Genomic DNA, 25,763 nt, shown 5'->3' with positions numbered 1-25,763 from the left:
TCGAGAGCCCTCGGATACGCGTGAGTGGGGCGGACCCGATGGCCGGGTCCGCCCCACTCACGCTAGTGCGGTATCAGAGGGATCGGGTGAAGACCGCGACAGTACGCCCCGGAACGGCGAACGTGCCCGTTTTCCCGTCGAAGGAGGCGGACTTGACGATAGGGTCCGCGCCCGCGCTCTGTACCGGGTGCAGCCGGTACCCGTCGCCGGTGAGTGACGCCACGCGCTGCTCCTGGCGGTCCGGCGTCGCGTTGAAGACGACGACGAGGTCACCGAGCCGCATGGTGATCACGCCGGGCGTCTCCTCCTTGCCGGACAGCGGGAAGGAGAGCTTCGACTGCACCTGCTCGGCGGTGTCGAGGGAGAAGGTGCTCTCATTCGAACGGATGCGCAGCAGGTCGCGGTAGGCCGCCGAAGCGCCGTCGATCTGCTCGCAGCCGACCTTCACCGTGCCGAGCAGCGGCTTGGCGTACGGCCACTTGGAGGCGTTGTCGGCCGCCGGCGGCAGCCCCCGCCCGAAGCCGTTGCCGTCGGCGCAGTTCCAGTGGATGGCGTTGAACCAGTCGCCGCTGTCGTAGGAGTTGCGGTCCAGCGACTTGGAGCGCAGCAGGTCGGTGCCGGCCTGGGAGAGCGCCGGGCCCTGCGACAGGGTCGCGGTGGCCATGGCGAGGACCTGCATCCGGGCGCGGTCGGCCGCGCTCGTCGTGGCGGGCAGCTTGTACGTCAGCGCGTCGAACAGGGACTCGTTGTCGTGTGCGTCCGCGTAGGCGAGGGCGTCGCCCGGGGCGGCCGCGTAGCCGGCGGGTGCGCCGTTGTAGTCGACCCCGGAGCCCTTGACCTCCTTGCCGTCGGTGTCGGTGAAGCGGTAGTCGGCGAGGTTGCCGGACAGCCCGACCTTGATCAGGTCCTGGTAGTGCAGCAGGCGCGCCTTCTGCTCCGCCTCGGTGCCGTTGTTCTTCGACGAGTTGGGCTCGGTGTACAGCCCGGACGCGAAGCCCTGGACGCCGGGGTCCTCGTCAAAGGGGCCGCCGCCGCGCACCGCGTCACGGGCGCGGTCGGAGAAGGTGGCGATGCCGGTGCCGGCCATGTTCTTCTGGGTGGCCTGGACGAACCGGGCGTCGTCGGCGACCTCGCCGAAGTTCCAGCCCTCGCCGTACAGGATGATCTTCTTGCCGTCGACGCCGTCCTTGGCGAGGGTCAGCGCGTCCAGGGCCCCCCGGACCGCCAGGATGTTGGCCTTCGGGTGGTGGCCCATCAGGTCGAAGCGGAAGCCGTCGACCTTGTACTTCTTGGCCCAGGTGACGATCGAGTCGACGACCAGCTTGCCCATCATCGCGTTCTCGGTCGCGGTGTTGGAGCAGCAGGTGCTGTTCGCGACCGAGCCGTCGGGCAGGAGCCGCTGGTAGTAGCCGGGGACGATGCGGTCCAGGACGCTGGTGTCCGCCTGGCCGCTGGCCGCCGTGTGGTTGTAGACGACGTCCATGACGACGCGCAGGCCGTCCTCGTTCAGCGCCTTGACCATCCTGCGGAACTCGACGGTGCGCGCGGTGCCGTCCGGGTCGGAGGCGTAGGAGCCCTCCGGGACGGTGTAGTGGTACGGGTCGTAGCCCCAGTTGTAGGCGTCCTTCGCGGCGGTCTTCGCCACGCACTCCTGCTGCTTGTCGGAGTCGGCCGGGAAGGAGGCGAGGTCGCAGTCGGGGCTCGCCTGGTCGGACTTCCTCTCGGGGATGGTGGCGATGTCGAAGGCCGGCAGCAGATGGACGTACGACGTGCCCGCCTCGGCCAGCTTCTTCAGGTGCTTGGAGCCGTCGCTGAGCTTGTCGGTGAAGGCTAGGTAGGTGCCCTTGTCCTTCGCGGGCACCGTCTTGTCCGCCACCGAGAAGTCCCGCACGTGCAGTTCCTGGATCTGCGCGTCCTTCAGCGGCACGGCCCTGGGCTTGGTGTACGTGGACCAGCCGCTGGGCGCCAGGGTCCGGTCGTCGAGGTCGACGAGGAGGCTGCGCTCGGAGTTCGCGGTGAGGGCGACCGAGTAGGGGTCGGTGACCTTGTTCGTGACGACCTTGCGGACGCTGGGCGCCCAGACCTTCACGACGTACCGGTACGGCTTGTTCTTCCAGGACTTGGAGCCCGTGACGGACCAGACGCCCGTGGAGTCGCTGCGCTTCATGGCGACCGTGGAGTCGCCGATCTCCAGCTTCACGGACTGCGCCGTGGGCGCCCACACGGAGAGCGTCGGACGGCCCTTGTCGAAGGTCGGTCCGAGGTCCGCCTTCGTCGCCGCGGGGTACAGGTCGTCGAGGACGCCGGCGATCTGCACTCCGGTCGCGGCGAGCACGGCGCCGTTGGCGGCGCGCTGCGAGGCCACGACCTGACCGTTCAGGGCCTCGCGGACCCGGTCGCGGTCACGTGGGTCGACGGAGAAGGCGGTGTAGTCCTTGAGGTGCGGGAACTTCGCCTTCTGGGCGTCGGTGAGGGAGCCCTTCGACAGCCGCAGCCACTTGGCGTCGCCGGTCAGCGCGCCGTCCTTCACCGCGATGTCGCCGTCCCGGCTGTACAGCAGCTGGGTGGAGGCGGCGGCCTCGGAGCCGTTCCAGGCGAGCGTGTTCCGGTCGATCCAGACCGCCTTGGAGGTGGTCAGGTCGAGCGCGGCGGCGGACCCGGCCGGCTGCGGGAGCAGGTACTTCTCCTGGCCGCTCAACAGCCACACCTCGTGGCCGTTCGCCGTGAGGTCGAGCGACTGGTCGGAGGGCAGGTCCTTCTCGTCGCCCTTGTGGAGGATGTAGCTGAGGCTGGTGGCACCGTCGGTGAGCGGTACCTCGAAGACCGCACCATAGCTGTCAGTCTTCACCGGCTTCAGGGGGTTCGACCACTCGGTGGGGTTCGCGGCACCCGTCCAGGTGTGCAGTCCCCAGCCGTCGTAGTTCCCGTCGGCCCGGTGGTAGTGCAGGACCGCCTTGGACTTGTCCGGCGCCGGGTAGTCGGCCGCCGGCTTCTCGGTGCGTACGGCCTCCTTGCCCTGCTCGACCCAGATCTCGCCGGTCTTGGTGACGTCGATCGTGCGGTCGGCGGAGACGTCCTTGTTGCCGTCCTTGTCGATGACGAGGTAGCCGACGGACGAGGCGCCCGGCTTCAGCTTGACGTAGGCGAAGGCGCCGTAGGAGTCACGGCCGGTGAAGGGGTGGCTGTCCGGCCAGTTCGTGGACTCGCCCTCGGCGATGTCGCCCCAGGCGTACACGCCCCAGTTCGCGTAGTCGCCGTCGGCGCGCTTGTAGTGGACGACCGCGTAGTCGCGGGAGGAGGCGGTGGGCGTCTCGGGCGCGGGCGGGGTGCCCGTGGTGGAGGCCGCCGTGGCGCTCTTCGTGCGGCCCGCCGTGTCGATCACGACGGCCTTGTAGCGCAGGGCGGTGCCTGCCGGTACGTCCTCGCCGATGACCTGGGTGACCTTGTACGGGGCGTGGTCGGCGGAGCCGAGGGTCTTCCACTTGCCGCTGCCGACCTGGGCGGCGAAGACGACACGGTTGAGCTGTCCGCCGTCGACATCGGCGCCGATCTCGACGGTGCCGGTGGCGCCGGCGGCCGGGGCCTTGAGGCCGATCGTCGGTGCGGTGGCGGGCTTGGCGAGCTTGCCGGCCGCCTTGTAGACGACCGCGGAACCGGCAGGGACCGTGACGGTTACCTTCTTGTCGGCGCCGCTCTTCACAGAGCCGTCGGCGCCATGGATCCCCTTGAAGGTCATGCCGGCCGAACCGGTCGCGAAGGTCGCCGTCTTCGCGTCGCCCGCGTTGTTGAAGGCGACGACGTACTCGGTGCCCGTGCGGGCGTCGGTGCGGGAGAGGGCGTAGATACCGGCGCCGTCGGCCGCGTAGCGCTCGGTCTGGACGCCGTCGGCGAGGGCCGGGTTGGCCCTGCGGAGCTCGGAGAGCGCGCTGATCTGCCGGTAGAGCGGGGCCTTGGTGTCGTAGGCGTCGCTCGCGTGGGTGCGGTCGGTGCCGAGCTGGTCGTCGTCGAGGTAGTCGGCGGTCTTCGAGGCGAACAGGGTCTGGCGGGCGTCCTTGTCGCCGCCGGCGCCGGTGAAGCCCTGTTCGTCGCCGTAGTAGACGACCGGGTTGCCGCGGCTGAGGAACATCAGCTCGTTGGCGAGCTTCGCCTTCTTCACCAGCTCGGCGTCGGTGGCCTTCGGGTTGTCCTGGTTCAGGAAGTACCCGATGCGGCCCATGTCGTGGTTGCCGAGGAAGGTGACCTGCTCGTAGGCGTTGGCCTTGTCGGTCGTGTACTTGTAGTCGTCGCCGAAGACGCCCGCGAGCTTGCCCGCGCCGGCGCCCTGGGAGGCGTACTGCCGTGCGGCTTCCTGGAAGGGGAAGTCGAGGGTGGCGTCGAGGCGGCCCTCGGTGACGTACGGCGAGGTGATGGAGGTGTCGGCGGAGTAGACCTCGCCGAACATGAAGAAGTCGTCGCGGCCCTGCTTGGCCGCGTAGGAGTCGAGGGCAGTGGCCCACTGGGTCCAGAACTCCATGTTGACGTGCTTCACGGTGTCGATCCGGAAGCCGTCGATGTCGAAGTCGCGCACCCAGCGCTGGTAGATCTTCTCCATGCCGCCGACGACCTCGGGACGCTCGGTCCACAGGTCGTCGAGCCCGGAGAAGTCACCGTGGGCGGAGCTCTCGCCGGCGAAGGTGGAATCGCCCCGGTTGTGGTACATCGTCGGGTCGTTGAGCCACGACGGGACCTTCGCGTTCTTCTTCGCGGCGGGCACGGTCGGCGTGCGCGGGAAGGAGTCCTTGTCGACGGCCGGGAAGGCGGACTTTCCGTCCGCGTAGTCGGCGTCGTCGAAGGGCCTGCCGTCCTTCGTCAGATACGGGAAGGCGCCCTTGGCGAGGTAGTCGTAGGACTTCTCCTCGTAGTCGACGACGTCAGCCGTGTGGTTGGTGATGACGTCGAAGAAGACCTTCATGCCCTTGGCGTGCGCCTTGGAGATGAGGGTCTCGAGGTCCTTGTTGGTGCCGAAGTGCGGGTCGACCTGGGTGAAGTCGGTGATCCAGTACCCGTGGTAGGCGGCGGAGGCGTCGCTCCCCGTGCCCTGCACGGGCTGGTTCTTGAAGATCGGCGCCATCCAGATGGCGGTGGTGCCGAGGCCCTTGATGTAGTCCAGGCGCTTGGTCAGGCCCTTGAGGTCGCCGCCCTGGTAGAACCCCTTGTCGGTGGGGTCGTACCCGGTGGACAGGCGGGAACCGGTCAGGCCGCCCTTGTCGTTGCCGGTGTCACCGTTGGCGAAACGGTCCGGCAGAACGAAGTAGAACTGGTCACGGGTGACGTCGTGCCGGGCCGGCTCTGCGGCGAGCCGGGCGTCGGAGGGAGGCGGGGGCGGTGTGTCGGCCCGCGCCGCGAGTGGCTGGACAAGCGCTGCGGCCAGCGCGGTCACGGTGACCGCAGCGACCCGTCCGGCATGGGCGGTTCGGCGCCTCGACGGCGTCGGCCATCTCGGTATCACAGATGGGCTCCTTGCGATTACGGCTCTTTGGGTCCGACCCCGCGCGACCGTATCGCCGCCGCAACACTTACAGCAAGAGGCTTGAAACCATCGGCAAAAACTTTCAGTTGGCCGCTCAGCAGCTCGACTTGCCGGCGTAGATCGCCAGAGCCGTGTCGGCGCCGAGGGTGGCGGTGAACTGGCCACTGGAGTTCACGGTCACGCTCGTGCTGTTCTGCACGTTGCAGTACGTCCCGGCGGGCAGGGACGTCTGGTAGGTGCGGCTCAGGCTGCCCGACTCGTGATTGATGGCGACGTAGCCCTTGCCGCCCCGGCCGAAGGCGATGGCGTCGGCTCCGTTGTCCCACCAGTTGGTGACGGCCTGGCCGCGCGTGGCGTTGCGGAAGGCGACCATCGACTTGATCTCCGGCCAGTTGTGCTGGCACTTCCAGCCGTTCTGCCAGCAGGCGGTCACCGAGCCGCCGCCCGGCGGGCCGGCGTCCGTGTCGGAGAACTCGTAGCCGGAGTTGATGTCCGGGGCGCCGTACGGGTAGGCCAGCATGAAGACGTTCGCCAGCGTGTAGTTGGCGTTGTCCTTGTAGCTGAGCGTGGAGCCGTTGCGCTCGGTGTCGTGGTTGTCGACGAAGACGCCGGAGACGGAGCTGTTCATGTAGCCCCAGCCCTCGCCGTAGTTCTTCAGGTAGGCGAGGTTCTCGTTGTTGAAGACCCGCTTGAGGTCGTAGGCGTAGCGGAACTCCTGGACGTCGCCGTTGCCCGTGTACTCGGTGGGCTGGACGGCCTCCCCGCTGCCGTAGATGGCCTCCTGCTTCCAGTAGACCGACGGGTTGCTGAGCCGGGACTTGATGTTGGCGAGGTCGGCGGCGTCCATGTGCTTGGCCGCGTCGATGCGGAAGCCGTCGACGCCGAGCGAGAGGAGGTCGTTCATGTAGCCGGCGATGGCTCCGCGGACGTAGGACTCGCCGGTGTCGAGGTCGGAGAGGCCGACCAGCTCGCAGTGCTGGACGTTCCAGCGGTCCTGGTAGTTGCTGATCTGACTGGTGCAGTCGTCGAAGTCGAACGACGAGTACAGACCGGGGTAGTTGTACTTCGAGTACGACGAGCCGCCGGTGCCGGTGCCGCTGCCCGCCGACATGTGGTTGATGACCGTGTCGACGACGACCTTGACACCGGCCGAGTGGCAGGTGTTCACCATGTTCTGGAAGGCGGTGCGGTCGCCGAGACGGCCGGCGATCTTGTAGCTCACCGGCTGGTACGAGGTCCACCACTGCGAGCCCTGGATGTGCTCGGCGGGCGGGGAGACCTGGACGTAGCCGTAGCCGGCGGGGCCGAGGGTGTTGGTGCACTCCTTGGCGACCGAGGCGAAGTTCCACTCGAACATCACCGCGGTGACGTCCTTGGTGCCGGGCGGAGCCGCGGCGGCGGGGGTGGCGGGGGCCATCAGGGCCGCCGAAGTGGCGGCCAGCGCGGTCGCGGTGACGGACCATCTCGATATCACAGGCGTGACTCCTTGCGATGACGGCCAGGCGTCGTTGCCGGGCGCCGGCGTGACCGTACCGCCGCGAAAGGTTTACAGCAAGAGAGTTGAAAGTCATAGCAAGTACTTTCATCCGCAACCTTGACGTGCCCTTCTCAACTCCCTCACGCTCACTCGTGGTTGAACCTCTGGCCTGTGATCGACATCCGACGCCATCCGCATACGGAGCCGCACATGACGACCAGACCTCGTTCCCCCGGCGCACTGCGCCGCACCCTGAGCGCCGTCGCAGCCGGCGCGCTCGCCCTCGCCGGGGCCGTGGCCCTGCCCGCGTCCCCCGCCCGCGCCGACGCCACGACCTCGGGCGATGTGATCGCCAACCTGTGGTCCTACAACTGGGACTCGGTCGCCTCGGAGTGCACGGACGTACTCGGACCGAACGGCTACGGCGCGGTCTGGGTGGCCCCGCCGGCCGAGTCGCTCAAGCAGCCGAACTACTACTGGTGGGACGTCTACCAGCCCTACTCGTACGAGCTCAGCGGCCGCTTCGGCACGGCGGCGGAGTTCGCCTCGATGGTCACCGCCTGCCATGCGGCGGGCGTGAAGGTGTATACGGACGCGGTGATCAACCACACCGCCGCGCAGACCGGCACCGGCTACAACGGCACGACGATCACCAACAAGTACGACACCCCCGACTGGGACCCCGACGACTACCACACGTCCGCGGAGTGCAACGACTCCGACCTGATCATCGACGACTGGTCGAACCTCGCCGAGATCCAGAACTGCGAACTGCTCGGCCTGCCCGACCTGGAGACCGAGGACGACGACGTCCGCTCCGGCATCGCCGCCTTCCTCAACAAGCAGATCGCGCTGGGTGTGGACGGGTTCCGCGTCGACGCGGCCAAGCACATGCCGGTCGCCGACCTCGACGCGATCCGGGCGAAGCTGACGGACACCACGTCGGGCGCCGAGCCGTACGTCTTCCAGGAGGTGTACCCGGGCTCGACGCCGGCGGCCTCCGACTACTACCCGGTCGGTGACGTCCTGGACTTCACGTACGCGAGCCGCGTGAAGTCGGCGTTCCAGGGGACCGTGAGCGACCTGGAGTCGCTGCCGGCCTCGGGTGTGCTGCCGCCGGCCAACTCGGTGTCCTTCGTGACCAACCACGACACCGAACGCAACGGTTTGCACATGAGCTACAAGGACGGCGACACCTACCGGCTCGCGAACGTCTTCCAGCTCGCCTACAAGTGGTCGACGCCGACGGTCTACTCGGGCTTCGAGTTCTCCTCCTCCGACCAGGCCCCGCCCAACTCCGGCGGCTTCGTCACGGACACGAACTGCTCCGGCGGCTGGTACTGCCTCCAGCGCGACACCGCCGTCATCGGCATGGTGAAGTGGCACAACGCGGTGGGCGCGGAGGCGGTGACCAACTGGGCGACGAAGTCGTCGAGCGTGATCGGCTTCGGCCGCGGCACGGCCGGCTACGTCGCGATCAACAACGGCTCGTCGGCGGCGACGTACACCTTCGCGACCGGCATGGCCGACGGCACGTACGCGAACGTCACCGACAACGGCGCCACGACGGTGACGGTCTCCGGCGGCAACGCCACCCTCACGATCTCCGCGAAGAGCGCGGTCGCCTTCTACGACGGCGAGTTCACGCCCTGCGACACCTCATGCGAGGAGCCGGGCGACGGCACCGACATGACCTTCAACGTCACCGCCACCACCGTCTGGGGCACCAACGTCTTCGTCGTCGGCTCCATCGCGGCCCTGGGTTCCTGGAACCCGGCCGACGCGATCCCGCTGTCGCCGGCGTCCTACCCGAAGTGGAGCGGAACGGTGATCGTGCCGAGGAGCACCGCCTTCGAGTTCAAGTACATCAAGAAGGACGGATCGGGGAACGTGACCTGGGAGTCCGGCGCCAACCGGTCGTACACCACGGGCACTTCCTCGGAGTACTCGACGAACGACACCTGGAATTGACTTGCTCCTCGCCCTGAAGGGCGAGGATTCTGGCCTTCCCTGACTGGTTGCTGTGCCGCTACGCGGCACGGTTTCCGGTCGGGAATCCGTGGCTTCCTGTTTCTTCGCGCTGTGCCGGGGTTACTCCCGGTCTTACCGGCGCTCCACAGGCCGATACCGCCAGTCCGGCGGCCGTCTTCACGTTGATCGCGGCATTGTGGTCCCGGTCGTGGACCGCGCCGCAGGCGGCACACGTCCACTCCCGCACGTTCAGGGGCTTGGGCCCGTCCACGGCGCCGCAGGTGGAGCAGGTCTGCGAGGTCGGGGTGAACCGGCCGATCGAGACCAGGGTGCGTCCGTACCGTGCCGCCTTGTATTTCAGCATGCCGATGAACGAGGACCAGCCCGCATCATGCACGGACTTGGCCAGCTTCGTGCGCGCCAGTCCCGCCACCGAAAGGTCCTCCACCGCGATCCCTTGGTTCTCGGAGATCAGCCTGGTGGAGAGCTGGTGGTGGAACTCACGGCGTGCGTCGGTGACCTTGGCATGGGCGCGGGCAACTTTGAGGCGGGCCTTGGCCAGGTTCCTGGATCCCTTCTGTTTGCGGGACAGCTCCCGCTGGGCCTTCTTCAGCTTCTTCTCCGCCCGGCGCAGAAACCGCGGGGAGTCGATCTTCTCTCCGGTGGACAGGACGGCGAAATGCGTCAGGCCCAGGTCAATGCCGATGCTGCGGTCTGTGTCGGGCATCCGGGTCGCGTCTGCGGCGGGGTCGGTGTCGATGACGAAGGAGGCGAAATACCTGCCGGCCGCGTCCTTGACGACGGTGACCGAAGTGGGCGTGGCGGGCAGGGTGCGAGACCACTTCACCTTCACCTCACCGATCTTCGGCAGGTTCAGCCGACCGCTGCCGGTGAGGTGCCAGCGGGCGTTGGCGGTGAACCGAATCGACTGCCGGTTGTCCTTGCGGGACTTCAACCGTGGTGCTCCCACCTTCGGTCCCTTGCGGGTGCCCTTGAGGGAAGCGAAGAAGTTGCGGTACGCCTTCTCGACGTCCCGCAGGGACTGCTGCAGGACAACCGCGGAGACCTCGCCCAGCCAGGACCGTTCCGCCGTCCGCTTCGCCTCGGTGATCAGCGCCCTGGACAGCTGACCGGCCGTCGGGAACGCCTCGCCCGCCGCCCTCGCGTCCTCACGGGCACGCACCGCGTCGTTGAACACGACACGGGCGCACCCGAACGCCTTCGCCAACGCCCTCCGCTGGCCGGAGTCCGGGTACAACCTGAAGGCGTACCGGAGCTGCATGACGATCACACTAAGGAGATCGCACACGCGTCACCAGAGAGAACATACGAACGAATCATCACCCTGACTCTCCCGCCCCATCTCCCCACCGCAGCGACCGGCTCCGCCGGAACAACGCCGCGACACTCCGCCTCGCCGTCATCGGATTCGCTTCACCCCCGGCCTGAAGTCCGGAGCACTGCGAATGAATCCCGGTAGCCGAACCGGTACAACGGCCTGTGGCCCACCACCGTGCGGTGGTGGGCCACAGGAGTGGACCGTCAGGCCGTCGTCCACCACACGGTGGTGTCCGACGGGACCTTCGTCTCGCCGTCGGCCTCGGTGATCTCGCCGCTGCTCAGCAGCACCCGGCCGTGGGACGGGAGGGTCACGGACTCGCCGGTGGTGTTCGCCACGCACACGAACTCGCCGCGGCGGAACGCAAGGACGCCCTCGGGCGCGCGCAGCCACTCCACCGACTCGCCGGCGCCGAGGTCCGGCTGCGCGCGGCGGACGGCGAGCGCGGAGCGGTACAGCTCCAGGGTGGAGTCGGCGTCACCGGTCTGCGCCTCGACGCTCAGCTCGCCCCAGCCCGCCGGCTGCGGCAGCCAGCTGCCACCGTCGCCGAAGCCGTACGACGATCCCGTGCGCGTCCACGGGATCGGCACCCGGCAGCCGTCGCGGAAGCCGTCCTGGCCGGCGCCGCGGAAGTACGCCGGGTCCTGACGGACCTCGTCCGGCAGGTCGACGACGTCCGGCAGGCCCAGCTCCTCGCCCTGGTAGATGTACGCCGAACCGGGCAGGGCCAGCATCAGCAGGGAGGCGGCGCGGGCACGGCGCAGGCCCAGCGCGCGGTCGCCGGCGGTGCGGATCTGGGTGCCGAGACCGGGCGGGTTGGCGAAGCGGGTGGCGTGCCGGGTGACGTCGTGGTTGGACAGCACCCAGGTGGCGGGGGCGCCGACGGGGCGCATGACCTCCAGGGTGCGGTCGACGACCTCGCGCAGCTCCTCCGCGTCCCAGGCCGTCGACAGGTACTGGAAGTTGAAGGCCTGGTGCAGCTCGTCCGGGCGGACGTAGTTGGCGGTGCGCTCGACGGTCGGGGTCCACGCCTCGGCGACGAAGATGCGCTCACCGGCGTACTCGTCGAGGATCGTGCGCCACTGGCGGTAGATCTCGTGCACACCGTCCTGGTCGAAGAACGGCATGACATCGTTGCCCAGCAGCTTGAGCTGATCGTGGGATCCGAGGTCGGGCAGCCCCTCCGCCTTCACCAGGCCGTGGGCGACGTCGATACGGAAGCCGTCGACGCCCATGTCGAGCCAGAAGCGCAGGATCGAGCGGAACTCGTCGCCGACCGCCGGGTGCTCCCAGTTGAAGTCGGGCTGCTCGGGGGCGAAGAGGTGGAGGTACCACTCGCCGGGGGTGCCGTCGGGCTCGGTGACCCGCGTCCAGGCCGGGCCGCCGAAGATGGACTCCCAGTCGTTGGGCGGCAGTTCGCCGTCCGTGCCCTTGCCGGGACGGAAGTGGTAGCGGTCGCGCAGCGGGGAGCCCGGCCCCTCGGCGACGGCACGCTTGAACCACTCGTGCTGGTCGGAGGAGTGGTTGGGGACCAGGTCGACGATGATCCTGAGGCTCAGCGCCCGGGCGTCACGGATCAGCGCGTCCGCGTCGAGCAGATTGCCGAACATCGGGTCGACGGCCCGGTAGTCGGCGACGTCGTAGCCGGCGTCGGCCTGCGGCGAGGCGTAGAAGGGGCTCAGCCACACGGCGTCGACACCGAGGTCGCGCAGGTACGGGAGTCGGGAGCGTACGCCTTCCAGGTCGCCCATGCCGTCGCCGTTGCTGTCGGCGAAGCTGCGCGGATAGACCTGGTAGATCACCGCGTCCCGCCACCAGTCGCTGCGCTTGGCTTTGGCGGGGTTCGGGGCCGGGGCGATGGCGGAGTGCTGCTGGCTCATGGCGTCCTTGGTGCGGTGGGGGAAGGTCATGGGGTCAGGTGTGCATACGGCGGGGATGACGAGGCGGCCGCAGTGACAGCGGGGTCGGATGGACACGGCGGCCGCCTCGAGCTTCAGGGGCGAAGCGCCCCTTCAGGGGCGCGGGGCTGCATCGAGATGCGGCTACCGCCGCGTGGGCGCGACCAGCCACAGCGGCGCGTCAGCCCTTCGTCCCACCCGCGGTGAGTCCGGTGACGAGGTTCTTCTGCACGAAGTAGAAGAACGCGGACACGGGTATGGCGATCAGCACCGCGGTCGCGGCCATGAGGTTGCGCTGCGCGTCGTGCTCGCTGACGAAGGTCTGCAGACCCACCGCGAAGGTGTACTTCGTGTCGGAGAGCATGAACGTCGACGCGAACGCGACCTCGCCGAAGGCCGTGAGGAAGCTGTAGAACGCGGCGACCGCGAGGCCCGGCTTGGCGAGCGGCAGGATCAGCCGCGCGAACGTGCCGAAGGGGCTCAGTCCGTCGACGCGTCCCGCCTCGTCGATCTCGAACGGGATCGTGTCGAAGTAGCCCTTCATCAGCCAGGCGCAGTACGGCACGGTCGTCGAGCAGTAGACCAGGATCAGACCGAGGTAGTTGTCGATGAGCTGGACCTCGGACAGGATCTGGTACATCGGCACCATCAGCACGGCCACCGGGAACATCTGGGTCACGAGCAGCACCCACATGAACTTCTTGTAGCCCGGGAAGCGCATCCGGGAGACCGCGTAGCCGGTGGTCGCGGAGATCACTACGCCGATCAGCGTGGTGCCCAGCGTGACGATCATCGTGCTCGTCAGCCAGTCGAAGAACTTCGTCTCCTGAAGGACGAACGTGTAGTTGTCCAGCGTCATCTTCTTCCAGATGCCGCCGGGGTGCAGGTAGTCGTCCTTGTCCGGGCCGAGCGACAGGAAGACCAGCCAGGCCACCGGGAAGAGCGCGATCAGGCTCGCCACGATCAGGATGCCGTGCGAGACCACGGACGTCCTGCGGCTGTTCTCGCCGCGGCGCACCTGGCGCGGGGCAGCCGGCTTGGCGGAGTCCTTCTCGTTCACCGGGTTCTCAACAGTGGTCGTAGTCATGGGGACTCCTGCCTCAGATCGCGAGCTGCTGCTCATTGCGGTTCAGCCAGCGGCGGTAGAAGGAGGTGAAGACGATCAGGATGGCCAGCAGCAGCATGCCGTAGGCGGCGGACTGCGCGAAGTCGCGCGGCTGCTGTCCGAAGCCGAGGTAGTAGGCCCAGGTGACCAGGATCTGCGCGTCCGGGGCGGTGTCGCCGAACAGCAGGAAGATGATGGCGAACTGGTTGAAGGTCCAGATGATGCCGAGCAGTACGACGGTGGAGCTGACGGACCTGAGGCCCGGCAGGGTGACGTACCGGAACTGCTGCCACCTGCTGGCACCGTCCATCTCGGCGGCCTCGTACAGCGAGGAGTCGATGGACTGGAGCCCGCCGAGCAGCGAGAGCATCATGAACGGCACACCGCACCAGGTGTTGACCATGATCGCGGCGAACCGCTGCCAGAACGTGTCCTCGAGCCACAGCGGCGTCGGCAGGTGCAGTGTCTCCAGGAACGAGTTGATGATGCCGCCGTCGGCGAGCATGAACCGCCACCCGAAGACGGTGACGAAGGTCGGCACGGCCCACGGCAGGATCAGGATCAGCCGGTACAGGGTGCGCCCGCGCAGCTTCTGGTTGAGCAGCAGGGCCAGGCCCAGGCCGATCGTGTAGTGGAGGGTGACGCAGGCCGCCGTCCAGAAGACCGTCCAGATGAAGTGCGACCAGAAGCGGTCGTACGCCGTGTCGCCCCACAGGATGTCGGCGTAGTTGTCGAGGCCGATGAACTTGTACGTGGCGTCGATGTGGTTCACGCCGATGGTGCGGGCGCTGTTGAGGCTGTTGGCGTCGGTGAGCGTGAGGTACAGGCCGTACACCAGCGGGTAGAGCACGAGGACGCCGAGGACGATCACCACCGGAGCGATCATCGCGTAGGCGTACCAGTGCTTCTGGTAGCCGTGCTTCAGGCGCTGGCTGAGCCCGCGGCGTGGCCCGCGCTCGCCTCGGGGTTTCCCGGTCGCGCGGTCGATGGCGACTGTCATGGTTCGACAACCTTCATGAGGATCGACGGATCAGGGTGTACGGCGCACAGCCGGTGGCCGCCGGATCCTTCCCCCCATGATCAGGAGGATCCGGCGGCCACCCGGTATCACTTGGTGAAGTCCGGGACCAGCTTGGCGATGGAGGTCTCGGCGGTGCCCAGGCCCTTGTCCAGGGACTCCTTGCCACCAGCGATCTTCAGCAGCTCGGTGTCCAGCGGGCCCCACAGGGAGCTGTACTCGGGCAGCGCCGGGCGCGGCTGGGCGGCGGCGAGGACGCCCTGGTAGCCGGCGATGCCCGGGTCGGCCTTGACCTCGGTGGTGTAGGCGTCGTCACGCGTGGGCAGCGTGTTGTTCTTCAGCGCGATGGTCTCCTGCGCCTTCGCCGAGGTCATGAAGTTCACGAACTTCAGCGCGGCCTTCTGGTGCGCCTCGTCGGAGCCGGCGTAGACGGAGAGGTTGTGGCCGCCGGTCGGGGCGCCCGCCTTGCCGGCGGAGCCGGCCGGGACGGTGGCGATGCCGAGGTTGGCCTTGTCCTTGAACGCGGAGCCCTTGTAGAAGTTGGTGATCTCCCACGGGCCCTGCATGATCGAGGCGACCTTGCCGTTGACGAACGCCTCCTGGATGTGGGCGTAGGCGTCGGCGGTGGTGTCGGCCTTGTGCAGGCCCTTGCCGTCGAAGAGGCTCAGCCAGGTGCCGTAGCCCTTCTTGGCCTCGGCGCCGTTGACCGTGATCTTCTTGGCGTCGGCGTCGACGGTGTCGGTGCCCTCGCCGTAGAGGAACGTCTGGGCGTAGTAGGCCTGGGTGGAGCCCCAGTAGCCGTCGACGCCGGTCTTGTCCTTGATCTTGGCGGCGGCCTTCTTCAGGTCGTCCCAGGTCTTGGGGGCCTCGACGCCGGCCTTCTTGAACAGGTCCTTGTTGTAGACGAAGGCGAGGGTGTCCGTGGTGAACGGAACGCCGTAGACCTTGTCCTCGTACTTGGCCTGCTCGATCAGGTTGGGCTGGAACTTGGCCTGGTCGGCGAGGGCCTCCGTGCCGTCCAGCGGCAGGAAGTAGCTCTTCTTGGCGAAGGCGGGGGTCCAGCCGACCTCGGAGCGGAGGATGTCCGGGGCGCCCTTGGAACCGGCGGCGGTGTCGAACTTGTTCTGCGCCTGGTCGAAGGGGACGTTGACGTACTTGACCTTGATGTCCTTGTTGGCGGCCTCGAACTCCTTGACCAAGGCCTGGTACGTTGGCGCCTCATTGGTGGCGTTGGAGGTGTCCCACCACGTGATGGTCACCGGCCCGCTCGAGTCGCTGCCACTGTCGTCCCCGCCGCCGCAGGCCGTCGCCGCCAGGGCGAGGGACGCCACCAGCGCGGTGGCCGCTATGCCACGCCGCATGAGTTCTCCTTGAGGGTGAAAGCCCGTGTGATGCAGGGCGGCCCCGTCTGCCGAGCCCTGCTGTCTTGCCGACTGCGCCGATGGAGCCGCCGGGCGACGTGAACGTAACAGCGCTGAAAGACTTGCGAAAGACCTTGCAGAAAAAAAGTGCAAGAGAACACGGAAGTTACCGGGGCGTGACCGCTGTGCGACCGCCGTGAGACGCTTCTTTACAGCGGTGGAGCGGCACACGGACCGCTTGTGCAAGACTCTGCAAGCTCTTGCCATCACTTTCACGAGGGAGCGCGATGACGCAGCAGCCCGGGCGCGGCCGGTCAACAGGTCGCCCACGGCGTCCGATTGGTGTGCAAGGCGACATACGGCCGGTACAGTCCAGTGCCGTGACCACACGGCTTGCGGACATCGCTGCGCAGGCGGGGGTGAGCGAAGCGACCGTCAGCCGCGTCCTCAATGGGAAGCCGGGCGTCGCCGCCACCACCCGCCAGTCCGTGCTGGCCGCACTCGACGTACTCGGCTATGAGCGCCCGGTGAGGCTGCGCCAGCGCAGCGAGGGCCTGGTGGGCCTGATCACCCCGGAGCTCGAGAACCCGATATTCCCCGCCCTCGCCCAGGTCATCGGCCAGGCGCTGACCAGGCAGGGCTACACGCCGGTGCTGGCCACCCAGACCCCCGGCGGCTCCACGGAGGACGAGCTCACCGAGATGCTCGTGGACCGCGGGGTCGCAGGCATCATCTACGTCTCAGGACTGCACGCCGACACCACCGCCGACATGCAGCGCTACGAGCGGCTGCGCGCCCAGGGCGTTCCCTTCGTACTGGTGGACGGCTTCTCCCCCAAGGTCCAGGCGCCGTTCATCTCCCCCGACGACCGCGCGGCGATGACCCTGGCGGTGACGCACCTCGCCTCCCTGGGCCACACCCGCATCGGCCTGGCACTGGGCCCCAAGCGCTTCGTCCCGGTCCAGCGCAAGATCGAGGGCTTCGTCCGCGCGGTGCACGACCAGCTGAACCTTCCCGCGGACGTCATCGAGACCGAGCTGATCCAGCACTCCCTCTACACCCTGGAGGGCGGCCAGGCGGCGGCCACGGCGCTCATCGAGCGCGGCTGCACCGCGGTGGTCTGCGCCAGCGACATGATGGCGCTGGGTGCCATACGAGCCGCCCGCAGGCACGGCCTGGAGGTCCCCACGGACATCTCGGTCGTGGGCTTCGACGACTCCCCCCTGATCGCCTTCACCGACCCGCCGCTGACGACGGTCCGCAAGCCGGTCCCGGCGATGGGCCAGGCCGCGGTACGCACGTTGCTGGAGGAGATCGGCGGGACTCCCGCGCCGCACAGCGAGTTCGTGTTCATGCCGGAGCTGGTGGTGCGCGGTTCGACCGCTTCGGCACCTGGTGACAGGGTTCGTCCGTAAGTCGTCCGCAGGACGGAGAATCACCGCGCCCACCCCTGCGTTGGTAGGAGAGCGGACCGGTCCGCGGGCCGTAGAACGTGCGTCCTGAACCCAACCGCGGGATGATCGGTCGGGGAAGTCTTTTCTGGCAGACTCTGTGCCTATGGGTGACACGACCGTGACGACATTGGAGGGCCGTGAAGCGGCCGTTCTGCCCCCCGTCGCGGACGAGACGGGGCGGGGACTCCTGCGCCGGCTGCGCACTCCCCGCCGCCCTCGGCTCTGGTTCGAGATCCTGCTGATCGCGGTGAGTTACTGGACGTACTCACTGATCCGCAACGCGGTCCCGGAGCAGAAAGCGGAGGCCCTCCGCAACGCGGACTGGCTCTGGAAGCTGGAACACCACCTGGGCCTCGCCGTCGAGGAGTCGATCAACCACACCGTCAACGGCGTGACTTGGCTCATCGTCGGCATGAACTACTACTACGCGACGCTGCACTTCATCATCACCCTCGCCGTCCTGGTCTGGCTCTACCGCAGCCATCCCGGCCGCTACGCGGCGACCCGCCTGGTCCTCTTCGCGACCACGGGCGTGGCCCTGATCGGTTACTACCTGTACCCGCTCGCTCCCCCACGGCTGATGACCAACACCACCTTCATCGACACGGTCCTGGTCCACGACACCTGGGGCTCCATGGCCTCCGGCGACCTGAAGAACATGTCGAACCAGTACGCCGCGATGCCGTCGATGCACATCGGCTGGTCGGTCTGGAGCGGCCTGACGATCTTCGCCCTGGCGAGGACCCCCTGGGTCCGGATCCTGGGCCTGCTCTACCCCACGGCCACCCTCGTCGTGATCGTGGCGACGGCCAACCACTTCTGGCTGGACGCGGTGGGCGGCCTCATCTGCCTGGCCTTCGGCTACACGGTGGCACGCCTCTGGTACGGAGCGCTGCCGTACTCCCTGCCCAGGACGGTCGCAGACCCGCGAACGGCGAAGAGGGGCCGTGCCGGGGGGTGTCCGCCCGCAGCGGCGGGCGTCAAGGAACAGCACCCCATGCCCGACAGCAACCGCCCGACCGAGGACGGACACCCCCCGGCACGGCCCCGCACCACGACAAAACCGTAGGCGCCCGACGCACCCCCACAGGCCGCCGCAGGCATCGAAACGCAACCACGAGCGGCGCGTCACCCCCCGTAGAACAGCTCCTCCACCACACCCCGGGCCCGCCGAGCCGTACGCCGATACGCATCGAGCATGTCCCCCACATGCCCCGGCTCGTACCCCAGATACCGCCCCACGGCCGCCAGCTCCCGGGCATCCGAAGGAAACGTGTCCCCGGCCCGCCCCCGCACCAGCATCACGGCGTTGCGCACCCGCGTGGCCAGCACCCACGCCTCGTCCAGGATCGCCGCCTCCTCGGCCGGAATGAGCCCGGCCGCACAGGCGGCGGCGAGCGCCTCCCGGGTCCGTGTCGTCCGCAGCCCCGGCTCGGCCCACCCGTGCTGGAGCTGGAGCAGCTGCACGGTCCACTCCACGTCGGACAGCCCGCCCGGCCCGAGCTTGGAGTGCAGCTTGGGGTCGGAGCCGCGCGGCAGCCGCTCGGACTCCATACGGGCCTTCAGCCGCCGGATCTCACGTACGGCGTCGTCGCCGAGCCCCTCCGCGGGATAGCGCAGCGGATCGATCAGCTCGATGAACCGCCCCGCGAGCTCCGCGTCGCCCGCGACCGGCTCGGCCCGCAGCAGCGCCTGCGACTCCCACACCAGCGACCATCGCCGGTAGTAGGCCGCGTACGAGTTCAGCGTGCGCACCAGCGGCCCCGACTTGCCCTCCGGCCGCAGATCGGCGTCGATCAGCAGCGGCGGATCCGCGCTGGGGACCTGGAGCAGTCGCCGCATCTCGCTGACGACGCGGTTGGCGGCCGCGGCGGCCTCGTGCTCGTCGACCCCGTCCCGCGGCTCGTGCACGAACAGGACGTCGGCGTCACTGCCGTAGCCCAGCTCGTGCCCGCCGAACCGTCCCATACCGATGATCGCGAACCGGGTCGGCAGGGTGTCCCCCCACCCTTCCCGGACGACCGCCCGCAGGGTGCCCGACAGCGTCGCCGCGGTCAGGTCGGACACGGCGCCCCCGACCCGGTCCACGAGCGCGCCCTGATCGGCCTCGGCGGGCTTCGTCTCGGTGCCGTAGGAGTCGACGATGTCGGCGGCGGCCGTGCGGAACAGCTCACGGCGCCGTACGCCGCGCGCCGCGGTGACGGCCTGGACGCCGCCGTCGGCGCGGCCGACCGCGGCGAGGATCTCCTGCTCCAGGTGGGCGCGCGAGCGGGGTTCGAGACCGGTGCCGCCGTCGCCGTCGCCGAGCAGCGCGACCGCCTCCGGTGCCCGCATCAGCAGGTCGGGGGCGAGGCGGCCGGCCGACAGCACCCGGGCGAGGTTCTCGGCGGCGGCGCCCTCGTCCCGCAACAGCCGCAGATACCAAGGGGTCTTGCCGAGCGCGTCCGACACCTTGCGGAAGTTCAGCAGCCCCGCGTCGGGGTCGGCCGAGTCGGCGAACCAGCCCAACAGGACGGGCAGCAGGGTGCGTTGGATCGCCGCCTTGCGGGTGACGCCGGAGGCCAGCGCCTCCAGGTGCCGCAGGGCAGCGGCCGGGTCGGCGTACCCGAGCGCGATCAGCCGCTCGCGTGCCGCCCCGGCACTCAACCTGGCTTCACCGGGGGCGAGTTGGGCCACGGCGTCGAGCAGCGGCCGGTAGAAGAGCTTCTCGTGCAGCCGCCGTACGACACTCGAGTGCCGTCGCCACTCGCGGTTCAGCTCGGCGACCGGGTCGACGCGCAGCCCCAGCGAGCGCCCGATGCGCCGCAGGTCGGCCTCGTCCTCGGGCACCAGGTGGGTGCGCCGCAGCCGGTAGAGCTGGATGCGGTGTTCCATGGAGCGCAGGAAGCGGTAGGCGGTGTCGAGCTGCGCGGCGTCCGCACGCCCGACGTAGCCGCCCGCGGCGAGGGCCTGCAAGGCGTCCAGGGTGGTGCCGCTGCGCAGCGAGGCGTCGTCGCGGCCGTGCACCAACTGCAGGAGCTGCACGGCGAATTCGACGTCCCGCAGCCCGCCGGGGCCGAGCTTGAGCTGCCGGTCGACCTCGGAGACGGGGATGGTCTCGACGACGCGGCGTCGCATCTTCTGCACGTCGGCGACGAAGTTGTCCCGTTCGGCGGCCTTCCAGACCATCGGCTCCAGGGCGGCGATGTACTCCTCGCCGAGGTCGATGTCGCCGGCCACCGGGCGGGCCTTGAGCAGCGCCTGGAACTCCCAGGTCTTGGCCCAGCGCCGGTAGTAGGCGAGGTGGCTGCTGAGCGTGCGCACCAGCGGGCCGTTCCTGCCCTCGGGGCGCAGATTGGCGTCCACGGGCCAGATGGAGCCCTCGACGGTGGTCTCGGAGCAGATCCGCATCATGTGCGAGGCGAGCTTGGTGGCCGAGCGCAGGGCCTTGGCCTCGTCGGCACCGTCGGCGACCTCGCCCACGAAGATGACGTCGACGTCGGAGACGTAATTGAGCTCGTGGCCGCCGCACTTGCCCATCGCGATGACCGCGAGCCGGCACTGCGAGGCGTCCTCGGGAGCGGCGGCGCAGGCGATGGCGAGGGCGGCGCGCAGGGTGGCGGTGGCGAGGTCGGCGAGCTCGGCGGCGGTCTGGGCGAGGTCGGTGGTGCCGCACACGTCGCGTGCGGCGATGGACAGCAGGCAGCGCCGGTAGGCGACGCGCAGCGACACCGGGTCGGTGGCGCCGGCGAGGCCCTGCTCGAACTCCTCGACCTCGGGGTGCAGGTCCCGCGGCTCGTACATGGCCAGCGCCTGCCAGTCGCCGGGGTGGCGGGCTAGATGGTCGGCGAGCGCGGCGGAGGCGCCGAGCACCCCGAGCAGCCGGTCGCGCAGCGGCTTGGCCGCTATCACCGTGTCGAGCAGCTCCCGCTGTGCGGTGGGGTCGGGCTGCGCCTCGACGAGCTTGACGAGGCCGTCCAGGGTGAGGTCGGGGTCGGCGGTGGCGCCGAGGGCCTCCAGCAGCACCGGATCGTTGCGGATCGGCGCGAGCTCGGGGCTCTCCAGGAGCCGCTCGGCTGCCGAGGGGTGGGTGAATCCGTGCCGCAGCAGCCGCGTGAAGGTACTGCTCCTGCGCCCCGGCGCCGTCATGCTCGCCCTCCCGTCCGATCGGGGTCGTACGCACCCGATCAAGGTCGTACGCGATCGAGCCTAGCCGCAGACCCTGGAAGTGGCGCCGATGAGTTCCGGCGCTCAGGGTGGTCTTCTCTGGTGAGGGAGAGGTCCGGCGAACCAACTGGAGGGCGGCCGATGAGCGACAACCAACCACAGACCCGACTGGACGCGCGCTACAGCGACGAGAAGGCCACCGCGACCCCCTGGTCCGAGGCGGAGAAGCGGCTGTCCGAGGCCGAGCTGTTCTGGATCTCGACGGTACGGCCGGACGGGCGTCCGCATGTGACCCCGCTGCCGGCGGTGTGGTCGCGGGGCGCGCTGCACTTCTGCACGGGCCCTGAGGAACGCAAGGCGCGCAACCTCGACGAGAACCCGAATCTGGTGCTGACGACCGGCACGAACCTCTGGAACGAGGGCTACGACCTGGTGGTGGAGGGCGTGGCCGAAAGGGTCACCGACGACGCCCGGCTGCACGAGCTGGCGGTGGCGTGGGAGACGAAATACGGACCCTTCTGGCACTTCGAGGTGGGGAACGGAGCATTCCGCCACGGATCGGGGCACGCTTACGTCTTTTCGGTGGCGCCACGTACGGTTTTCGGCTTCGGTAAGGGTGAGCCGTTCAGCCAGACCCGCTGGCGATTCACCAGGGAGGACCACTGATGGACTTCACCCTCGAAGTGATCCCGCTGCCCGTGAGCGACATCGACCGGGCCCGCGACTTCTACCGGGACAAGGTCGGCTTCCACGTCGACATCGACCAGGAGGTCATGCCGGGCATGCGGATCGTCCAGCTGACCCCACCGGGTTCCGGCTGTTCGATCGCTCTCGGCGACAGCATCTGGGACATGACCAAGGGCGAGACCGTACCGGAGCCGGGCTCCTACCAGGGCCTCCAGCTCTGCGTGGCCGACATCAAGGCGGCCCACGCCGAACTGACGGAACGCGGCCTCGAAATCTCCGAGCCGGTCCAGTACACCCCTGACGACGGCGCCACCTTCATGTACTTCACCGACCCGGACGGCAACGGCTGGTCCATCCAGGAGTACCGCCGCCGCGCCACTGAGCCGCTGCACGAGGTTTTGTCGAAGCAGGCGAACGGATAACACCCACGGGAAGGACGCGGGGCCGGCGTCACCCGGACCCCAGCCCCGCACCCTAAGATGGAAACCGACACCAACGGGAAGCCTCACCGGATACGCACTGATCGCTACGGCACGGGCATGCGGTACCGCGCCCAGTACGTCGGGCCAGACGGCACCGAGAAGAGACAAGTCATTCCCTGACGGACAGAAGCGACTGGCCGCCCAGTGGCTTGCTCACATTGAGGCCGACATGTCCCCCGGTCAGTACATCGATCCCGCTGCCAGCCGGGTGACGTTCCGGCAGTACGCCGAGAAGTGGTTGAGTACGCGGGTCACCGACGTGACCACACGGGAGTCAGTCGATTCCACGGTCCGTGGCCATGCGATCCCTTACCTAGGCTCGCGCCCGCTGGGCTCCTTCAAGCCGGAGCACATCCGAGATTGGCTCAGCAAATTGGAGCGGGCCGTACAAGTGTCGACCTATCGGCGCGTGATCTACAACAACGTTCCGACGATTCTCAACGCAGCCGTGGCCGATGGCCATCTGCCCAAGAACGCTTGCCACGCGCGATCCCTGCGGCCTCCTGCTGCAGGCAACGGCCGCGTTGTGCCATGGCCGTCAGCCTGGCCGAAGCCGCCTCATGCCGGGGTGATCTCGGTTCCGGTAGAGCTGTGTGATGACGCTGCCTCCCATACCGGCAAGTCTGATAGACCTGCCGGTCAGCTCCTCAGCGCGGCAGCCGCAAAGTTCGGGCGCGGATCAGGACGATGTGTCACACTGCGACCGATCGGGACACGAACTGAGGCGGAGGATAACTTGTCGACGGAAGTGCACGTTTCTATTACTCCGCGCGGAATGAGCGTTCAGGAAGCCTACAGGCTGTTTCGGGATGACTCTCTCCTCGTGAACCGCCGCTATCAGCGAAAGCTGGTATGGGCAGTGGCCGAGAAGCAACTCCTCATTCGTAGCATACTCGACGGCTATCCGATTCCCCTTATTTTGCTTGCCGAACGCCCTGAGATTCACGGCGCCGGTAAGTACGAAATCATCGATGGAATGCAACGTCTCGATGCAATCTTCTCCTTTATTGAGCAGAGCTTCGACTATGAGGGGATGTATTTCGACCTAAATCAGAGTGCGCGCGCCCGCCAGGCGGCAAACGCGGGAGCCTTCTCCCCGGTGGATGCACTGACAATACTGCCAGCTGAGAAGTGTGCGAACATCTTGGACTACCAGCTCGCCGTGACGATCTTCCCCACGCACACCGAGCAGCAGATTACTGAAGTTTTTAGCCGAATTAACTCCAACGGTCGTCAGCTCAGCGTTCAAGAGAAGCGTCAAGCCGGCATGCTTAACCCTTTTTCAGAGACCGTGCGGTCTCTTGCCAGCTCCCTCCGCGGAGATGTTTCTGAAGATGTCCTCCTCCTCCATGATATGCCGAGCATCTCGATTGACTCGGCCAGAGAGCGCCAGCAGTACGGAGTTAAAGCTGAAGACACTTTGTGGATCCGCCACGGCATCCTGAACGTTAAGCAGCTCCGAGAGGGAGACGACGAACAGATGGTCGCGGACATTGCCGCTTCCATCCTATTTGGTGAACCATTCGCCGCGAGCAAAGAGGCATTCGATGAATTGTACGACACCAGCAATGAAAAGTACCGTCGCCTAGATCGCACTCTCGCAGCCTACGGGATTAAGCGGCTTGAGTCAGAGATCCAAACGACCTTCTCCGTCTTGTCGGAGGTTATCGATAGCGAACTGACACCCCCCAACGGCCTGCGGAATCTCGTAAGGCCAGGAGGGTCAAACCCGATTCGAACCCCATTTTACGCCATATTCATGGCATTTTTTGAACTGATCGTTAAACAGCAGAAGTCCCCTGATGACTACGCTGCGATTATCGCCGCCTTGCGTAATGTTGGGCAACGACTAAAGACGGGTCGCCACTACATCTCGACGGAAGATCGAGTATCAAACATTGATGCCGTTACAGGTTTGATTCAGCGGTATTTTGTGGCGAAGGTTCCACCCGTATTTGGGCATGGCCCCGGACTGGCACTTGATTTCGAGAATTCGTTGCGCCGGTCTCGTATTGAAACGAGCCGCTACGAGTTCAAGCAAGGCCTTTTGCGTCTCGATGATCGACGTCAATGGGATGACGCCATTATTGGCCGTCTAGCTGAAACGATCTGCGGTATCGCCAATGTTAAGCCACGCGTAGACGGCTACCTTTATTTGGGTGTCGCCGACAAGGAGAGCGATGCCGCACGAATTAAATCGGTCGATAGAATCGAGCCGATCGCGGTTGGTCCGCATCATGTAGTTGGCGTCGACAGGGAAGCGCGGAATAAAAAGATCTCGCTGGACAATTACGTTCAACGCTTTGTGGCACGGATTTCACAGGCGGGCCTGAGTGAACCTCTCAGTCCCCAACTACTATCTAATGTTGACACTATCGAGTACAAGGGGCTCTCTGTGATTCGGATACTCATTCCCGGCCAGAGCGACCTGTCTTACTGTAATGACGCCGTCTTTGTTCGCCGCGGATCTTCGACGGAGCGAATTGACGACGTTAAGCAAGTAGTAGCCCTTGGTCGGCAGTTCGCATAAAAATGAGTACACGTCCGCGTGTAACCGAAATACCAAAGTCGGTGTAGCGGCTTTGGGGTGGCGTTGCTTTGGCGCGAGTGATCATGGCCCCGTAAGCTTCCGGCGTCGGGCAGTCTGTGGACCTGAGTGCGCGGCACAGGCGTAGGTCCGGGCTGGAGCGAGGCGGAGACAGGAGCAGGCCCGGACAGGGGCCGTGCCGCGCGGTGAGCGAAGCGAGCCGCCTTGATCGATGCAGCGAAAGTTCACCACTGCGGGGCATGCCTGACGGGCGGCTCAGCGCGTCAACGACCGCTCCGACGGCCCATGGACGCCCCGAGACCTCAAAACGTAGTGGGGTTGACGTCAGCCATCGTCAACCCCACTCGTCATGTCGAGAGAAAGCCAACTCTGACCTGCGCCTACAGAACCGGCAGGTTCTTCCGCAGTTCGAGGCTGTGACCTCGCTGCGGTACTCCCCCATTCCTGTCGCTTGTTGCGCAGGAAGTGACGTCGGTCTGGGACCACGCGATAGACATCGGCGCAGCGCTGGCGCACAGTCGGGCAGCCGTCATTAGTCGCTGTTGGTCGCTGTAGGCACCCTTCGGCGGCCCAGAGACGGCCACGATCGACGAATGGCAGTGGCGTACATGCTGGCCTAGGGCCAGCCGTTTGAACGACTACAAGAGCCGATCGAACGCGACTGGATAGCCGAGCACGACACCGTGATCGGCGCCGGCTTCAAGGCGACCTCCCGAGGCGCCGCCGCCTGCCTCTCGGCGGCCACCTCGCCCTTCCTCGATGGCCGCG

Annotated in this window: 14 protein-coding genes and 1 pseudogene; 7 read left to right on the top strand and 8 right to left on the bottom strand. The window is 67.4% G+C overall.

The annotated features are described in order from the left end of the window. Positions 1-73: 73 nt before the first annotated feature. Positions 74-5,488, bottom strand: a complete 5,415-nt coding sequence (gene pulA / locus CP983_RS31185) for a pullulanase-type alpha-1,6-glucosidase (RefSeq protein ID WP_150503288.1) — start codon at positions 5,486-5,488, stop codon at positions 74-76. A 115-nt stretch (positions 5,489-5,603) separates the two neighbouring features. Then, positions 5,604-6,926 carry an alpha-amylase gene (locus CP983_RS31180; protein ID WP_150506996.1) on the bottom strand — a complete coding sequence of 441 codons (1,323 nt, stop codon included), beginning with the start codon at positions 6,924-6,926 and terminating at the stop codon, positions 5,604-5,606. Between the two features lie 270 nt (positions 6,927-7,196). Here CP983_RS31180 and CP983_RS31175 point away from each other — a divergent pair, with 270 nt between their 5' ends. Beyond that, entirely contained in the window at positions 7,197-8,957 is a 1,761-nt protein-coding gene (locus CP983_RS31175; RefSeq protein WP_150503286.1) for a carbohydrate-binding module family 20 domain-containing protein, read from the top strand. A 58-nt stretch (positions 8,958-9,015) separates the two neighbouring features. On the opposite strand, the gene CP983_RS31170 is transcribed toward CP983_RS31175, so the two are convergent. The 5 genes from CP983_RS31170 to CP983_RS31150 form a co-directional block, all read right to left on the bottom strand. Further along, positions 9,016-10,239: an RNA-guided endonuclease InsQ/TnpB family protein gene (locus CP983_RS31170; RefSeq protein WP_150503284.1), complete on the bottom strand. Its 1,224-nt coding sequence runs from the start codon at positions 10,237-10,239 to the stop codon at positions 9,016-9,018. A gap of 260 nt (positions 10,240-10,499) precedes the next feature. Continuing rightward, entirely contained in the window at positions 10,500-12,176 is a 1,677-nt protein-coding gene (locus CP983_RS31165; protein ID WP_150506994.1) for a glycoside hydrolase family 13 protein, read from the bottom strand. Between the two features lie 199 nt (positions 12,177-12,375). Beyond that, complete coding sequence (locus tag CP983_RS31160; protein ID WP_107906943.1) at positions 12,376-13,281, bottom strand: sugar ABC transporter permease; 906 nt, start codon at positions 13,279-13,281, stop codon at positions 12,376-12,378. Between the two features lie 13 nt (positions 13,282-13,294). Continuing rightward, positions 13,295-14,299: a carbohydrate ABC transporter permease gene (locus tag CP983_RS31155; protein WP_125526398.1), complete on the bottom strand. Its 1,005-nt coding sequence runs from the start codon at positions 14,297-14,299 to the stop codon at positions 13,295-13,297. A 107-nt stretch (positions 14,300-14,406) separates the two neighbouring features. Then, positions 14,407-15,678, bottom strand: coding sequence for an extracellular solute-binding protein (locus CP983_RS31150; protein WP_107906941.1), 1,272 nt, complete (start codon positions 15,676-15,678; stop codon positions 14,407-14,409). Positions 15,679-16,058: 380 nt separating this feature from the next. Between CP983_RS31150 and CP983_RS31145 the strand changes: the two genes are divergently transcribed. Together CP983_RS31145 and CP983_RS31140 are read left to right on the top strand one after the other, a co-directional pair. Continuing rightward, positions 16,059-17,093, top strand: coding sequence for a LacI family DNA-binding transcriptional regulator (locus CP983_RS31145; RefSeq protein ID WP_268256209.1), 1,035 nt, complete (start codon positions 16,059-16,061; stop codon positions 17,091-17,093). A gap of 142 nt (positions 17,094-17,235) precedes the next feature. Then, the gene (locus CP983_RS31140; RefSeq protein WP_150503281.1) at positions 17,236-18,201 is read left to right on the top strand and encodes a phosphatase PAP2 family protein; all 966 of its coding nucleotides are present in this window, start codon (positions 17,236-17,238) and stop codon (positions 18,199-18,201) included. A 59-nt stretch (positions 18,202-18,260) separates the two neighbouring features. On the opposite strand, the gene CP983_RS31135 is transcribed toward CP983_RS31140, so the two are convergent. Beyond that, on the bottom strand, positions 18,261-21,260 hold the full coding sequence (locus CP983_RS31135; RefSeq protein WP_150503279.1) for a bifunctional [glutamine synthetase] adenylyltransferase/[glutamine synthetase]-adenylyl-L-tyrosine phosphorylase: 3,000 nt from the start codon (positions 21,258-21,260) through the stop codon (positions 18,261-18,263). Between the two features lie 159 nt (positions 21,261-21,419). Between CP983_RS31135 and CP983_RS31130 the strand changes: the two genes are divergently transcribed. The 4 genes and pseudogenes from CP983_RS31130 (at position 21,420) to CP983_RS31115 (ending at position 24,977) form a co-directional block, all read left to right on the top strand. After that, on the top strand, positions 21,420-21,944 hold the full coding sequence (locus tag CP983_RS31130) for a pyridoxamine 5'-phosphate oxidase family protein (RefSeq protein WP_107906938.1): 525 nt from the start codon (positions 21,420-21,422) through the stop codon (positions 21,942-21,944). Then, entirely contained in the window at positions 21,944-22,387 is a 444-nt protein-coding gene (locus tag CP983_RS31125) for a VOC family protein (protein ID WP_150503277.1), read from the top strand. The genes CP983_RS31130 and CP983_RS31125 overlap by 1 nt, the downstream gene beginning before the upstream one ends. A gap of 57 nt (positions 22,388-22,444) precedes the next feature. Then, a pseudogene (locus CP983_RS45325) lies at positions 22,445-22,982 on the top strand (phage integrase central domain-containing protein); the annotation flags it as partial. A 240-nt stretch (positions 22,983-23,222) separates the two neighbouring features. Continuing rightward, the gene (locus tag CP983_RS31115) at positions 23,223-24,977 is read left to right on the top strand and encodes a GmrSD restriction endonuclease domain-containing protein (RefSeq protein WP_229914754.1); all 1,755 of its coding nucleotides are present in this window, start codon (positions 23,223-23,225) and stop codon (positions 24,975-24,977) included. Positions 24,978-25,763: the final 786 nt, after the last annotated feature.

The organism is Streptomyces chartreusis, assembly GCF_008704715.1.
GTDB classification, from domain to species: domain Bacteria; phylum Actinomycetota; class Actinomycetes; order Streptomycetales; family Streptomycetaceae; genus Streptomyces; species Streptomyces chartreusis.
This window is presented reverse-complemented; position numbering and strand designations above follow the sequence as displayed.

Excerpts from the sequence above, each read along its gene's own strand:
- CP983_RS31155 (WP_125526398.1), bottom strand. The coding sequence starts at position 14,299 with ATGACAGTCGCCATCGACCGCGCGACCGGGAAACCCCGAGGCGAGCGC.
- CP983_RS31165 (WP_150506994.1), bottom strand. The coding sequence starts at position 12,176 with ATGAGCCAGCAGCACTCCGCCATCGCCCCGGCCCCGAACCCCGCCAAA.
- CP983_RS31130 (WP_107906938.1), top strand. The coding sequence starts at position 21,420 with ATGAGCGACAACCAACCACAGACCCGACTGGACGCGCGCTACAGCGAC.
- CP983_RS31125 (WP_150503277.1), top strand. The coding sequence starts at position 21,944 with ATGGACTTCACCCTCGAAGTGATCCCGCTGCCCGTGAGCGACATCGAC.
- CP983_RS31160 (WP_107906943.1), bottom strand. The coding sequence starts at position 13,281 with ATGACTACGACCACTGTTGAGAACCCGGTGAACGAGAAGGACTCCGCC.
- CP983_RS31175 (WP_150503286.1), top strand. The coding sequence starts at position 7,197 with ATGACGACCAGACCTCGTTCCCCCGGCGCACTGCGCCGCACCCTGAGC.
- CP983_RS31170 (WP_150503284.1), bottom strand. The coding sequence starts at position 10,239 with ATGCAGCTCCGGTACGCCTTCAGGTTGTACCCGGACTCCGGCCAGCGG.
- CP983_RS31140 (WP_150503281.1), top strand. The coding sequence starts at position 17,236 with ATGGGTGACACGACCGTGACGACATTGGAGGGCCGTGAAGCGGCCGTT.
- CP983_RS31135 (WP_150503279.1), bottom strand. The coding sequence starts at position 21,260 with ATGACGGCGCCGGGGCGCAGGAGCAGTACCTTCACGCGGCTGCTGCGG.
- CP983_RS31150 (WP_107906941.1), bottom strand. The coding sequence starts at position 15,678 with ATGCGGCGTGGCATAGCGGCCACCGCGCTGGTGGCGTCCCTCGCCCTG.
- CP983_RS31180 (WP_150506996.1), bottom strand. The coding sequence starts at position 6,926 with ATGGCCCCCGCCACCCCCGCCGCCGCGGCTCCGCCCGGCACCAAGGAC.
- CP983_RS31115 (WP_229914754.1), top strand. The coding sequence starts at position 23,223 with ATGAGCGTTCAGGAAGCCTACAGGCTGTTTCGGGATGACTCTCTCCTC.